Source organism: Streptomyces sp. NPDC044704, assembly GCF_056433525.1.
Genome location: NZ_JBWKGY010000025.1, coordinates 1 through 11,874 on the forward strand (window position 1 = coordinate 1; position 11,874 = coordinate 11,874).

An 11,874-nucleotide genomic window follows, 5' to 3' on the forward strand; every position below is an offset into this window, starting at 1 on the left:
TGCAGCATGACGATGGAGTCCTTGCCGCCGGAGAACAGGATCACCGGCTTCTCGAACTCACCCGCCACCTCACGGAAGATGTGCACGGCCTCGGATTCGAGGGCGTCGAGGTGGGACAGCGCGTAGGGCGCGTCGGACTCGGCGCCGGTGTGCAGGTGCGCGGCGGTGGTCATGCCAGACCCCTCTCGGTGAGCAGCGCGTGCAGGGCCGAAGCCGACTCCTGCACGGTCTGCGTGTGCGACTCGATACGGAGGTCCGGGGATTCCGGTGCCTCGTACGGGTCGTCGACCCCGGTCAGACCGGAGATCTCGCCCGCCGCCTGCTTGGCGTACAGGCCCTTCACGTCACGCTCGGAACACACCTCGACCGGAGTCGCGACATGCACCTCCAAATAGGCGGTGCCCTCGGCCGCGTGCCGCTTGCGGACCGCCTCACGGCTGTCCGCGAACGGCGCGATCACCGGGACGAGCGCCTTGACCCCGTTCGACGCCAGGAGTTCGGCGACGAAACCGATCCGCTGCACGTTGGTGTGCCGGTCCTCACGGGAGAAACCCAGCCCGGCCGAGAGGAACTCGCGGATCTCGTCCCCGTCGAGGACCTCCACCCGCTGCCCCTCGCCGCGCAGCCGCTCCGCCAGCGCGTAGGCGATCGTGGTCTTGCCGGCGCTGGGCAGCCCGGTCAGCCACACGGTGGCGCCCTGGTCGCTCACGCTCATCCGCTTCTTCTCCGTCGGTTCCGTGGTGTTCGTGGTGTCCGTCATCAGCCGTGCAGTCCGCACTCGGTCTTGCCCCGTCCGGCCCACCGGCCGGCCCGCGCGTCCTCGCCCTCCGCCACCCGGCGGGTGCAGGGGGCACAACCGACGGAGGCGTAACCGTCCATCAGCAGCGGGTTGGTGAGGACGCCGTGCTCGGCGACGTAGGCGTCCACGTCGTCCTGGCTCCAGCGGGCGATCGGCGACACCTTCACCTTCCGCCGCTTCTCGTCCCAGCCGACCACCGGCGTGTTCGCCCGCGTCGGGGACTCGTCACGGCGCAGACCCGTAGCCCAGGCCTCGTAGCCGGTCAGGCCCTCTTCCAGCGGCCTGACCTTCCGCAGCGCGCAGCACAGGTCCGGGTCCCGGTCGTGGAGCTTCGGCCCGTACTCGGCGTCCTGCTCCGCGACGCTCTGGCGCGGCGTCAGGGTGATGACGTTGACGTCCATCACCGCGTCCACGGCGTCCCGGGTGCCGATGGTCTCCTCGAAGTGGTATCCCGTGTCGAGGAACACCACGTCCACACCGGGGCGGACCCGGGAGGCCAGGTGGGCGACGACCGCGTCCTCCATGGAGGAGGTGACGGCGAACTTCTCGCCGAAGGTGTCGGCCGCCCAGCGCAGGATCTCCAGGGCGGAGGCGTCCTCCAGGTCCCGGCCCGCCTGCTCGGCCAGTTCCTTGAGCCCGCGCGTCTCCTGAGCCGTCGTCATATCTCGTCCCCTCCAGCGGTGTTGGCCTGAACGCCCCGGGCCAGCAGCCCGAGGTACTTCAGCTGGAAGGCCCGGTTGCAGGCCCTGCATTCCCAGGCGCCGTGACCGGTTTCGTTGGGGAACAGGTCCTCGTCGCCGCAGTACGGGCAGTAGAACGGTGCGGCGCGCTCGCTCATGACAGGGCCTCGTCGTCGGCGCGGGTGACCCAGGCGGCGAAGCGCTCGCCGTCCTCGCGCTGCTCCTGGAAGCGCGTGACGACCCGCTCGACGTAGTCGGGCAGACCGGCCGAGGTGACCTTGAGGCCGCGGACCTTGCGGCCGAAGCCGGCCTCCAGGCCGAGGGCGCCGCCCAGGTGGACCTGGTAGCCCTCCACCTGGTTGCCGTCCTCGTCCAGGACCAGCTGGCCCTTGAGACCGATGTCCGCCACCTGGATGCGGGCGCAGGCGTTCGGGCAGCCGTTGATGTTGATCGTGATCGGCTCGGCGAAGTCCGGCAGGCGGCGCTCCAGTTCGTCGATCAGGGAGGCGCCGCGCGCCTTCGTCTCGACGATGGCCAGCTTGCAGAACTCGATGCCGGTGCACGCCATGGTGCCGCGCCGGAACGGGGACGGCTTGACGCGCAGGTCGAGCGCCTCCAGGGCGGAGACCACCGAGTCGACGCGGTCGGCCTCGATGTCGAGGACGACCATCTTCTGCTCGGCGGTGGTGCGCAGCCGGCCGGAGCCGTGCTGCTCGGCGACGTCCGCGATCTTGGTCAGGGTGGCGCCGTCCACGCGGCCCACGCGGGGTGCGAAGCCGACGTAGAAGCGGCCGTCGTTCTGCTGGTGGACGCCGACGTGGTCGCGCCACTGGCCGGAGGGCTGCTCGGGGGCGGGGCCGTCCGTCAGCCGGCGCTTCAGGTACTCGTCCTCCAGGACCTGGCGGAACTTGGCCGGGCCCCAGTCGGCGACGAGGAACTTCAGGCGGGCGCGGTTGCGCAGCCGGCGGTACCCGTAGTCGCGGAAGATCGAGATGACGCCCTCGTAGACGTCCGGGACCTCGTCGAGCGAGACCCAGGTGCCGAGGCGCACGCCGAGCTTGGGGTTGGTGGAGAGGCCGCCGCCGACCCAGACGTCGAAGCCGGGGCCGTGCTCCGGGTGGTTCACGCCGACGAAGGCGATGTCGTTGATCTCGTGCGCCACGTCGAGCAGCGGCGAGCCGGAGATCGCGGACTTGAACTTGCGGGGCAGGTTGGAGAAGTCCTTGTTGCCGACGATGCGGCGGTAGATCTCGTCGATGGCGGGCGTGCCGTCGATGATCTCGTCCTGGGCGATGCCGGCGACGGGCGAACCGAGGATGACGCGGGGCGTGTCACCGCAGGCCTCGGTGGTGGACAGGCCGACGGCCTCCAGGCGGCGCCAGATCTCGGGGACGTCCTCGATCCGGATCCAGTGGTACTGGACGTTCTGGCGGTCGGTGAGGTCCGCGGTGCCGCGGGCGAACTCCTCGGAGATCTCGCCGATGACGCGCAGCTGCTCGGTGGTCAGCCGGCCGCCGTCGATGCGGACGCGCAGCATGAAGTACTTGTCGTCCAGCTCCTCCGGCTCCAGGATCGCGGTCTTGCCGCCGTCGATCCCGGGCTTGCGCTGGGTGTACAGACCCCACCAGCGCATGCGGCCGCGGAGGTCGTTGGGGTCGATCGAGTCGAAGCCGGCCTTGGAGTAGATCGTCTCAATGCGTGTCCGCACGTTGAGACCGTCGTCGTCCTTCTTGAACTGCTCGTTGCCGTTGAGGGGCGTGTGGTGTCCGACGGCCCACTGACCCTCGCCGCGGTGACGGCCGGTCTTGCGGCGCGCTGCGGCTGCGGGGGCGGCTGCGGGCGTTTCGGGGGTGGCGGCCATGGCGGTACGTCCTTCTTCGGCGGCTCAGGGCAAGGGCAGGGGAGGTGGCGGAGCGCCCCTGTCAGACCGGCGTCGCTGAGCAGGTGTGGCCGAAATGCCGCCTTCGGCCGGGTTTGCCGGCAGGCAGGAGCGGTCTTCGGCCTTCAGGGGGCTTACGTGGTCGGCGCGTCCGCTTCAGTGGGGACGGCGTCGACGTGCGGCGGTGGCTGGTTCCGTCAGCTCGCCGGACAGATGGCGCTGGACATGCGGCCGAGGTCGACGTGCCGCCGACTCACCAAGGCAATTCCAGCTCCATTCATGGCGGAAGCGTGTCATGCCCCGATTGGAGGAGTCCACTACTGTCCACGATGCGGACGAAGTCGTCCCAAATGGCGGGACGGGGTGATCGGGGTCACGTCGCCGCGGGCCTTTCCGCTGGTGGCGGCGGCTCGGGCCGATGCGTGCCGATGGAGCGGACGCCCCGGTTCCACGCTACCCGGGGGCGCCCCCGGGCTCCGGCATGGCCGGATCACGCCGCTCGGCCACGCTCGGCGTCGCCGCCCGGGAGCCAGGCCCCGCCCGTGACGGCGCCCGCCCCCGGAGGGGCTACGCGCCGGGCCAGGGGCCCGGGGTGGGGGCGTCCTGCTTCTCCTCGGTCTCGGTGCGGAAGACCTTGAACCCGCGCCGCTGGTAGTTGTCCATCGCGGTCGGCCCGTCCTGGCTGCAGGTGTGGACCCAGACCCGGCGCGTGGGCTCCCGGTCGTCCGGCCAGCGGGTCGCGAGGTCCCAGGCGCGGGCCGTCCCGAACGTCAGCAGGTGCCCGCCGATGCGGCGGCCCCGGAAGTCCGGGAGGAGCCCGAAGTACATGATCTCCACCACGCCGTCCGGCTGCGGATCGAGCTCGACGTACCCCGCCGGGGTGCCCCGGTCGTACGCGACCCAGGTCTCCACGCCGGGACGCTCCAGCTGCTCCACCCACTGCGCACGGGTCAGCGACAGCCGGTCCGTCCAGTGGATGTCGCCGCCCACCGAGGCGTACAGGAAGCGGCTGAACTCGGGGGAGGGGACCTCCGCCCGCTCGATGCGGATCTCGGGGCCCGGTACGGCCGCCGGGACCAGATCACCGGGCGAGTTCATCTCGAGGGACCAGGTGGTCAGGGTGATGGTGCTCATGCCGTTCAGGGAACCACACCCCCCGGCCGCCGCTCCGGGGTGCCCCAGCCGCCGGCGCCGCCCTGCCGGGCCCGGATCACCGCGGGGGCGGTGGAGTGGGGGAGCAGCTCCGCCGGGTCCCGCGGGCGGATCAGCTCCACCTCCACGTCCTCCGCGAAGCGGTACGGCCGGTGCGTGAGCACCCCCGCGAGGTGGCGGCGGACCCGGGAGAGCTCGGCCCGGACCGTCACCGTACGGGTCGGGTCCCCGAAGAGTTCCGCCGCCAGCTCCGCCGCCGAACGGCCGCGCGGGGTCTCCGCCAGCAGGAACAGCAGCTCCGCGTGGCGCGGGCTCAGCTCCTGGGACCAGCTGCCGGCGGCTCCGTACACGGTCGCCGACCAGGAGCGCGGCCGGCTCAGGTCCAGCACCACCCGGCTGACGGGGGCGGCGGCCGCGCGCGGTTCCGCGATCCGCAGCAGCCAGCCGCCGGGCAGCGGCTCGGCCACGCACTCGCCGAGCTGCGGCACCCACAGCCGGCCCGGCCCGAGGGTCTTGGGCAGCGGGATCCGGTCCGCGGGCGCCAGACCGGTCACGGCGGCCGTCCAGCCGTGCGGGTCCACGGCCACCGCCCGGCCGGGCAGCCGGGCCAGCAGCGGGGCGGCCACCGCCCGCAGCCGCTCCAGGGACTCCAGGTGCCGCACCCGCAGCTCGCGTTCGGCGAGGCGGGCGACGGAGCTGACCCAGGCCAGGGTGGCCGGGTGCATCGTGGCCAGCGGCCCGCTGACGTCGACCACGCCCAGCAGCTGCCCGTCGCGGGGGTCGCGTACGGGGGCGCCCGCGCAGGTCCAGTCGTGGTGGCTGGAGACGAAGTGCTCCGCGGAGAAGACCTGGACCGGCCGGCGGACCACCAGGGCGGTGCCCACGCCGTTGGTGCCGACGACCGCCTCGGCCCAGTCGGCGCCCACCGCGAAACCGAGCCGGTCCGCCTTGCGCAGGATCGAGGCGTGCCCCTCCCGCCACAGCAGCCGGCCGTCCGCGTCGGCGACGACCATGATGTGCAGGACCTCGTCCAGGGAGGGCAGCAGCCCCTCGCGGAGCACCGGCAGGACCTCCCGCAGCGGCGACACGTGCCGCCGCTCCTCCGTCTCGGCGGCCGACAGCATCCGCGATCGGGCGTCCCGGTCGGGGTGCACCCCGCCGGCCAGCATGCGGCGCCAGGACTCGGCGATCTCCGGCCGCGGGGCGGCCGGCGGGCGTTCCCCGGCCAGCGCGGCCGCCCGTACCCCCTTCAGCAGACGCGTGGCCTCACGCGCGTCCATGGCCGAGATGCGTGCCACGTCGACCGTGCCGCCTGCGGTGTTGGCCACCGGAACCTCCCCGTGCTGAACAGGACGTACTGCGGGAGCCGCCCGCCGGCGCGCACGTGCGCTTCCCCGGGCACGTGCGGCGGGCGCTTTCCGAACCGAAGGGTTGCAACGGTATGCAACTCTCGCCAACCTCCGGTCACCCGACCGAAACTATCGGCACGCCGCCGAGCGGCGTGACAGCTCCTTCCTCGGGGCTTCTCGGATCAGGGGTGGTGCCGAGTCGGCGCGGCGCCACCCCGGGTCCCACCTCTACGGGCCCGGATCCGGTGCTGAGCGGTTCGGGGACCACCGCGGTTTGGGGACCGCAGTGGCCCGAACCTCGCGTCAGCCCGCGATCCGCGCCCGTGCCACCACCGCCGCCAGGTCCAGGCTGTGCGGCAGCGTCCCGAAGGCCGCGCCCCAGTCCCCGCCCAGCCGCGAGGCGCAGAACGCGTCCGCTACCTCCGGCGGAGCCCACCTGACCAGCAGCGATCCCTGGAGCACCAGGGCCATGCGCTCCACGACCCGCCGGGCCCGGGCCTCGATGCCGTCCAGGTCGGCCAGTTCGGTCAGCAGGTTCTTGACCGCGGCGTCCAGCCGGTGGTCGGCGCCCCGGGCCAGCCCGACCTCCTGGAGGAACGCGTTCAGGGCCAGCGGCTCCCGCTGGAGGGCCCGCAGGACGTCCAGGGCCTGTACGTTGCCCGACCCCTCCCAGATCGAGTTGAGGGGGGACTCGCGCAGGAGCCGGGGCAGCCCGGACTCCTCGACGTAGCCGTTGCCGCCCAGACACTCCAGGGCCTCGGCGACCATCGGCGTACACCGCTTGGTCACCCAGTACTTCGCGACGGGCACCGCGAGACGCAGGAAGGCCTTCTCCTGCTCGGTCCCGGCGTCGTACGCCGCCGCCAGCCGCAGGGTGAGGACGGTCGCCGCCTCCGACTCCAGGGCGAGGTCGGCGAGCACGTTGCGCATCAGCGGCTGGCCGATGAGCGGCGCTCCGAAAGCAGAGCGGTGCTCCGCGTGGTGGACGGCCTGGGTCAGCGCCTGCCGCATGAGGGAGGCCGAGCCGATCACGCAGTCCAGCCGGGTCGCCGCGACCATCTCGATGATGGTGCGGACCCCCCGGCCCTCCTCGCCCACCCGCCGCGCCCAGGTACCGTCGAACTCGACCTCGCTCGACGCGTTCGACCGGTTCCCCAGCTTGTCCTTCAGCCGCTGGATCGCGAACGCGTTCCGGCTGCCGTCCGGGAGCACCCGCGGCACCAGGAAGCAGGTCAGCCCGCCCGGAGCCTGTGCCAGCACCAGGAACCCGTCGGACATCGGCGCCGAACAGAACCACTTGTGGCCCGTCAGCAGGTACTCCCCGGACGCGTCGAGCGGTACCGCCGAGGTCGTGTTCGCCCGTACGTCGCTACCCCCCTGCTTCTCCGTCATCCCCATCCCGAACAGCACCCCGGCCTTCTGCCCGGCCGGCCGCAGGCCGTCCTCGTAGACGTGCGAGGTCAGCCGGGGCTCCCACTCGGCGGCCAGCTCCGGATCGGTCCGCAGCGCCGGGACCGCGGCATGGGTCATCGAGACCGGGCAGCCGTGCCCCGCCTCGGCCTGCGACCACACGAAGAAGCCCGCCGCGCGGCGCAGGTGTCCGGCGGGCCGGCCCCAGGCGTCGGTGAGCCCCGAGGTCACCGCGTGCCCGAGCAGCCGGTGCCAGGCGGGGTGGAACTCCACTTCGTCGATCCGGTTGCCGTACCGGTCGTGCGTCTTCAGCTTTGGCGGACATTCGTTCGCCCTCGTACCCCAATCCTGGGCCTGCGCGGAGCCCGCGGCACGCCCGAGCGCGGTGAGTTCCTCCCGCACCTCGCCGAGGAGTTCCGGTGCGGCGTCCGCGAGGTGCCGCTCCACGCCCTCCGTGAGGGCCCGGTCGCCGAGGTAGACCTCGTAGCCCACCAGGGGCGGGGCCTGGTTGCTGACTGTGTGGGTGGTGGCTGCCATGCGGATACCGTAAGGACGTGCAGCCAGCAAAAGAAACACCCGAGCGGATCCCAGGACGGCTCCATCGGGCCCGCGCCCTCTACCGCAACGTCTCGAAGCGGAAGATGGCCTGGCTGCTGCTCAAAGACACCGTCAACTCGTGCATCGAGTACCGGATCCTCGGACTGGCCGCCGAAGCGGCCTTCTTCACGCTCCTGTCGCTGCCCCCGCTCTTCCTCGGACTGCTCGGTCTCCTCGGCTACGTCGACGGCTGGACCGACACCCAGTCCGTGCAGAGCATCGAGGAGAACATCCTGCGCGCGGTCGGCACCGTCCTGTCCGACCGCGGCGTCAACGACATCGCGAAACCCATGCTCGACGACGTCACCAGCCGCGGCCGGCCCGACCTGATCTCGCTCGGATTCGCCTTCGCCCTGTGGTCCGGATCCCGCGCCGTCAACGTCTTCATCGACACCATCACCGTCATGTACGGCCTCGACGGGCACCGCGGCATCGTCAAGACCCGGCTCCTCGCCTTCCTGCTCTACGTCATCGCCCTGCTGATCGGCGCGATCGTGCTGCCGCTGATGGTCGTCGGCCCCGACGCCGTGGTCCGGCTGGTGCCGTGGAGCACCGAGGTGATCGCGGTCCTGTACTGGCCGACGGTCACCCTGCTCTCCATCGCCTTCCTGACCACCCTGTACCACGTCTCCGTTCCCGTACGGTCCCCGTGGATCGAGGACGTACCGGGCGCGCTGGTCGCCCTCGCCATGTGGGTGCTGGGCTCCTTCCTGCTGCGGATCTACCTGACGAACACCGTGGAGGGGCCCACGATCTACGGGTCGCTCGCCGCGCCCGTCGCGATCCTGCTCTGGATCGGCATCTCCGCCTTCGCCGTCCTCGTGGGCGCGGCCGTGAACGCCGCGATCGACCGCGTCTGGCCCTCGGTGGCCACGGCGGCGGCCCGCGAGGCGAACGAGCGGGTCCGCGAGGCCGAGGCCGCCCAGCTCGTCGCCCGGGCCGCCGCCTGGCGGGCACTGGCCGAGGGGGAGTCCGAGGACGACGAGGACGCCGGGATGCCCTCGGAGTTCCCCGAGCGCTGGTCGAAGTTCCTGCCGCCCGAGGACTACACCTCCCGGCTCCGCAAGCACTGAACCCCCGGGCACCGCCGGGCCCCGGCGGCCTACCCTGGCGGTGTGTACGAGGAAGCGCCGTCGCGGGCCGTGCCCGGGGCCGTCGTGTGGCGGGCCCGCGGTACCGGCTCCGTGGTCGTCCCCGACGGCTGCATGGACCTGCTCTGGGCCGGCGGCCGCCTGCTGGTCACCGGGCCCGACACCGGGCCGCACCCCGCCGGCGAGGTTCCCGGTGACGCCTTCGCCGGGCTGCGCCTGCCTCCCGGTACCGCGCCCGCGCTGCTCGGCGTACCGGCGCACGAACTGCGCGACCGGCGCGTGGAGCTGGCCGGGCTGTGGCCCGGCGCCGAGGTACGCCGTCTCACCGAGCGGATCGCCTCGTACGGGGACCCGTGCGCAGGCCTCGAAGAGCTGGCCCGGACCCGGGCCGCCCGGCCGCCCGACCCCCTCGCCGCCGAGGTGACGGCCCGCCTCGGCGCGGGGCAGAGCGTCGCCGGGATCGCCGCGGCGGTCGGCCTCGGGGAACGGCAGCTGCGCCGGCGCTCCCTCGACGCCTTCGGGTACGGCCCCCGCACCCTGGGCCGGGTGCTGCGCTTCCAGCGGGCCCTCGTCCTGGCCCGGCGCGGGCTGCCGCAGGCACAGGTGGCCCACGCCGCCGGCTACGCCGACCAGGCCCACCTCGCGCGGGAGGTCCGCGCGCTGGCCGGAACCACCCTGCGCGCCTACGCGGCCGGGGCGGAGGGCGCGAACAGCGAGACCCCGGAGCCGTCGGGGTCCAGTACCACCGCGTAGCGCTGCCCCCAGAAGGCGTCCCAGGGCTTCAGGTGCCCCTCGTGGCCCGCGCCGGTCAGCTCGGCGTACAGCGCGTCCACCTCGGCCGGGGAGTCGCAGAGGAAGGCGAGCTCCACCCGGCCGCCGCCGGACGGGCGGGTCCAGGAGGGGTCGATGGAGCGGACGGTGTCCTCGGTGTCCCAGGCGATCCGCAGGCCCCCGGGGAGGGCGGCCTCGACGTGGGGCTGCTCCTCGGAGCCGGCCGGAACGTCCAGCCCGAGACGGCGGTAGAAGGCGAGGGAGGCGGCCATGTCGGAGACGACCAGGCCGATCATGTCGAGTCGTGGAGTCATGGCAGCAGGCTAGGCAGCCGTCGCGGCGGCCGTCTTGAACGAAACGGACATCGGCCCGCGCGGTTCCCGGGCCCGGCCCGACGTAAAACCGGCTCCCCCGGGCCGTCGTAAAAGAACTGGCGGTGCCGGCGGGGCGCTTGTTACGGTGAACCCGTTCCCGCCCACCGGTGCGGAACCGATCAGCTCGTACACGATCCCGGAGGTGAGTTCATTGATGACTGTCGTCGCGCAGGGCGCTGCCCGCACTCAGAAGACCATCAATGTCACCTCCGTGGTCTCCGGCTGACCTCACACCTCTTCGCGCGCCGACGAGCGCGCGCTGCCGGGGCCACCCTGTGAAGGGTTCCCCTTGACTTCCTCTTCTTTCCCGCAGGCCTCCTCCCTCGCGCACGCCCTCGCCCCCTACGGCTGGGACGACGCCTGGGCCGCCGAATTCGCTCCGTACGCCGCCCAGGGACTCCTCCCCGGCCGGGTCGTCCGGGTCGACCGGGGCCAGTGCGACATCGTCACCGCGGACGGCACCGTCCGCGCCGACACCGCCTTCGTCACCCCGCACGACCCGCTCCGGGTCATCTGCACCGGCGACTGGGCCGCCGTCGAAGCGGCCGGCAACCCGCGCTACGTGAAGGCGTACCTGCCGCGCCGGACCGCCTTCGTACGCTCCACCTCCTCGCAGCGCTCCGAGGGACAGATCCTCGCCGCCAACGTCGACCACGCGATCATCGCGGTGTCGCTCGCCGTCGAACTCGACCTCGGCCGCATCGAGCGGTTCCTCGCGCTCGCCTGGGAATCGGGGGCGCAGCCGCTGGTCGTCCTCACCAAGGCCGACCTCGTCCCGGACCCGGCCGCCCTCGGCTACCTCGTCCAGGACGTGGAGACCACCGCGCCGGGCGTCCAGGTGCTCACCGTCTCCGCGCACACCGGGGAGGGCACGGACGTACTCGGGGCGATCGTCGCCGACGGTACGAGCGTGCTGCTGGGCATCTCCGGCGCGGGCAAGTCCACCCTGGCGAACGCGCTGCTCGGCACGGACGCGATGGAAGTCCAGGCGACCCGCGACGTCGACGGCAAGGGCCGCCACACCACCACCACCCGCAACCTCCTCGCCCTGCCGGGCGGAGGCGTCCTCATCGACACCCCCGGGCTGCGCGGCGTCGGCCTCTTCGACGCCGAGGCGGGAGTCGGGCAGGTCTTCTCGGAGATCGAGGAGTACGCCTCCGAGTGCCGCTTCCACGACTGCGCGCACGAGGCGGAGCCGGGCTGCGCGGTGCTCGCCGCGCTGGAGTCGGGGGCGCTGCCGGAACGCCGCCTGGAGAGCTACCGCAAGCTGCTCCGCGAGAACCAGCGGATCGTGGCGAAGACCGACGCGCGGCTGCGGTCGGAACTCCGCCGCGACTGGCGCCTGAAATCGGCCGAAGGCCGGGCCAACTACGCGGCGAAGCGGACGGGGCGAGCCTGACCTTGCCCTGGCCGGGCGGGGGCCGGACTGCACGTCTGCCCACGCCGGGCGGGGCCGGGGTCTGACCTTGCCCGTGCCGGGCAGGGGCGGGCGGGGCTCGGTTTGAACGTCTGCCCGTGCCGGGCGGGGTGCGGTGCGGCTGCCGCCCCGGCCCGGGTGGGGGGCTGCGTTTGGGCTGCCGCCTCGACTGGGCGGGGGCTGCGGGTGCGCTGCGGTCTCGGCCTGTGTGGGGCTGCGCTTGGGGCCGGGGTCGGGGCCGGGGGGGGGGGGGGGGCGGGGGGGGCGGGGGGTGGGGGGGCGGGGGGGGGGGGGGGGGGGGGGGCGGGGGTGGGGGGGGGGGGGGGGGGGTTTGGGGGGGGGGGGGGGGGGCCCC

General features: G+C 73.1%; 12 protein-coding genes and 1 pseudogene. 3 read left to right on the top strand and 10 right to left on the bottom strand.

The annotated features are described in order from the left end of the window. The 9 genes and pseudogenes from AC07B0_RS35785 to AC07B0_RS35825 all read right to left on the bottom strand — a co-directional run. A pseudogene (locus AC07B0_RS35785) lies at positions 1-173 on the bottom strand (sulfate adenylyltransferase subunit CysD); the annotation flags it as partial. Beyond that, positions 170-715, bottom strand: a complete 546-nt coding sequence (gene cysC, locus AC07B0_RS35790; protein ID WP_467298454.1) for an adenylyl-sulfate kinase — start codon at positions 713-715, stop codon at positions 170-172. The gene cysC and the pseudogene AC07B0_RS35785, both read right to left, overlap by 4 nt. A 44-nt stretch (positions 716-759) precedes the next feature. Then, positions 760-1,461 carry a phosphoadenylyl-sulfate reductase gene (locus tag AC07B0_RS35795; protein WP_478900059.1) on the bottom strand — a complete coding sequence of 234 codons (702 nt, stop codon included), beginning with the start codon at positions 1,459-1,461 and terminating at the stop codon, positions 760-762. Beyond that, a complete protein-coding gene (locus AC07B0_RS35800; protein WP_356884089.1) occupies positions 1,458-1,637 on the bottom strand; it encodes a hypothetical protein in 180 nt (59 codons plus the stop codon). The genes AC07B0_RS35795 and AC07B0_RS35800 overlap by 4 nt, the downstream gene beginning before the upstream one ends. Further along, complete coding sequence (locus AC07B0_RS35805; RefSeq protein ID WP_467298314.1) at positions 1,634-3,340, bottom strand: nitrite/sulfite reductase; 1,707 nt, start codon at positions 3,338-3,340, stop codon at positions 1,634-1,636. Before AC07B0_RS35805 ends, AC07B0_RS35800 begins: the two co-directional genes overlap by 4 nt. 215 nt (positions 3,341-3,555) lie before the next feature. Beyond that, positions 3,556-3,639 (bottom strand): putative leader peptide, encoded by an 84-nt coding sequence (locus AC07B0_RS35810; RefSeq protein WP_309550570.1) that lies wholly within the window; start codon positions 3,637-3,639, stop codon positions 3,556-3,558. A 286-nt stretch (positions 3,640-3,925) separates the two neighbouring features. Beyond that, the gene (locus tag AC07B0_RS35815; RefSeq protein ID WP_478900061.1) at positions 3,926-4,492 is read right to left on the bottom strand and encodes a GNAT family N-acetyltransferase; all 567 of its coding nucleotides are present in this window, start codon (positions 4,490-4,492) and stop codon (positions 3,926-3,928) included. A 5-nt stretch (positions 4,493-4,497) separates the two neighbouring features. Further along, on the bottom strand, positions 4,498-5,790 hold the full coding sequence (locus tag AC07B0_RS35820; RefSeq protein ID WP_467298456.1) for a GAF domain-containing protein: 1,293 nt from the start codon (positions 5,788-5,790) through the stop codon (positions 4,498-4,500). Between the two features lie 372 nt (positions 5,791-6,162). Beyond that, on the bottom strand, positions 6,163-7,806 hold the full coding sequence (locus AC07B0_RS35825; RefSeq protein ID WP_469382916.1) for an acyl-CoA dehydrogenase family protein: 1,644 nt from the start codon (positions 7,804-7,806) through the stop codon (positions 6,163-6,165). 17 nt (positions 7,807-7,823) lie between these two features. Between AC07B0_RS35825 and AC07B0_RS35830 the strand changes: the two genes are divergently transcribed. Next, positions 7,824-8,939, top strand: a complete 1,116-nt coding sequence (locus AC07B0_RS35830) for a YihY/virulence factor BrkB family protein (protein ID WP_356884081.1) — start codon at positions 7,824-7,826, stop codon at positions 8,937-8,939. A gap of 42 nt (positions 8,940-8,981) precedes the next feature. Further along, positions 8,982-9,710 carry a helix-turn-helix transcriptional regulator gene (locus AC07B0_RS35835; RefSeq protein WP_469382919.1) on the top strand — a complete coding sequence of 243 codons (729 nt, stop codon included), beginning with the start codon at positions 8,982-8,984 and terminating at the stop codon, positions 9,708-9,710. On the opposite strand, the gene AC07B0_RS35840 is transcribed toward AC07B0_RS35835, so the two are convergent. Then, positions 9,641-10,042, bottom strand: coding sequence for a VOC family protein (locus AC07B0_RS35840; protein WP_356884077.1), 402 nt, complete (start codon positions 10,040-10,042; stop codon positions 9,641-9,643). The genes AC07B0_RS35835 and AC07B0_RS35840 overlap by 70 nt on opposite strands. A 349-nt stretch (positions 10,043-10,391) precedes the next feature. On the opposite strand from AC07B0_RS35840, the gene rsgA reads away from it, so the two are divergent. Beyond that, on the top strand, positions 10,392-11,501 hold the full coding sequence (gene rsgA / locus AC07B0_RS35845; RefSeq protein WP_356884073.1) for a ribosome small subunit-dependent GTPase A: 1,110 nt from the start codon (positions 10,392-10,394) through the stop codon (positions 11,499-11,501). The last annotated feature ends 373 nt before the right edge of the window (positions 11,502-11,874 follow it).

Coding starts and splice junctions, on each gene's coding strand:
- cysC (WP_467298454.1), bottom strand. CDS start 715: ATGAGCGTGAGCGACCAGGGCGCCACCGTGTGGCTGACCGGGCTGCCC.
- AC07B0_RS35795 (WP_478900059.1), bottom strand. CDS start 1,461: ATGACGACGGCTCAGGAGACGCGCGGGCTCAAGGAACTGGCCGAGCAG.
- AC07B0_RS35800 (WP_356884089.1), bottom strand. CDS start 1,637: ATGAGCGAGCGCGCCGCACCGTTCTACTGCCCGTACTGCGGCGACGAG.
- AC07B0_RS35805 (WP_467298314.1), bottom strand. CDS start 3,340: ATGGCCGCCACCCCCGAAACGCCCGCAGCCGCCCCCGCAGCCGCAGCG.
- AC07B0_RS35810 (WP_309550570.1), bottom strand. CDS start 3,639: ATGAATGGAGCTGGAATTGCCTTGGTGAGTCGGCGGCACGTCGACCTC.
- AC07B0_RS35815 (WP_478900061.1), bottom strand. CDS start 4,492: ATGAGCACCATCACCCTGACCACCTGGTCCCTCGAGATGAACTCGCCC.
- AC07B0_RS35820 (WP_467298456.1), bottom strand. CDS start 5,790: ATGGACGCGCGTGAGGCCACGCGTCTGCTGAAGGGGGTACGGGCGGCC.
- AC07B0_RS35825 (WP_469382916.1), bottom strand. CDS start 7,806: ATGGCAGCCACCACCCACACAGTCAGCAACCAGGCCCCGCCCCTGGTG.
- AC07B0_RS35840 (WP_356884077.1), bottom strand. CDS start 10,042: ATGACTCCACGACTCGACATGATCGGCCTGGTCGTCTCCGACATGGCC.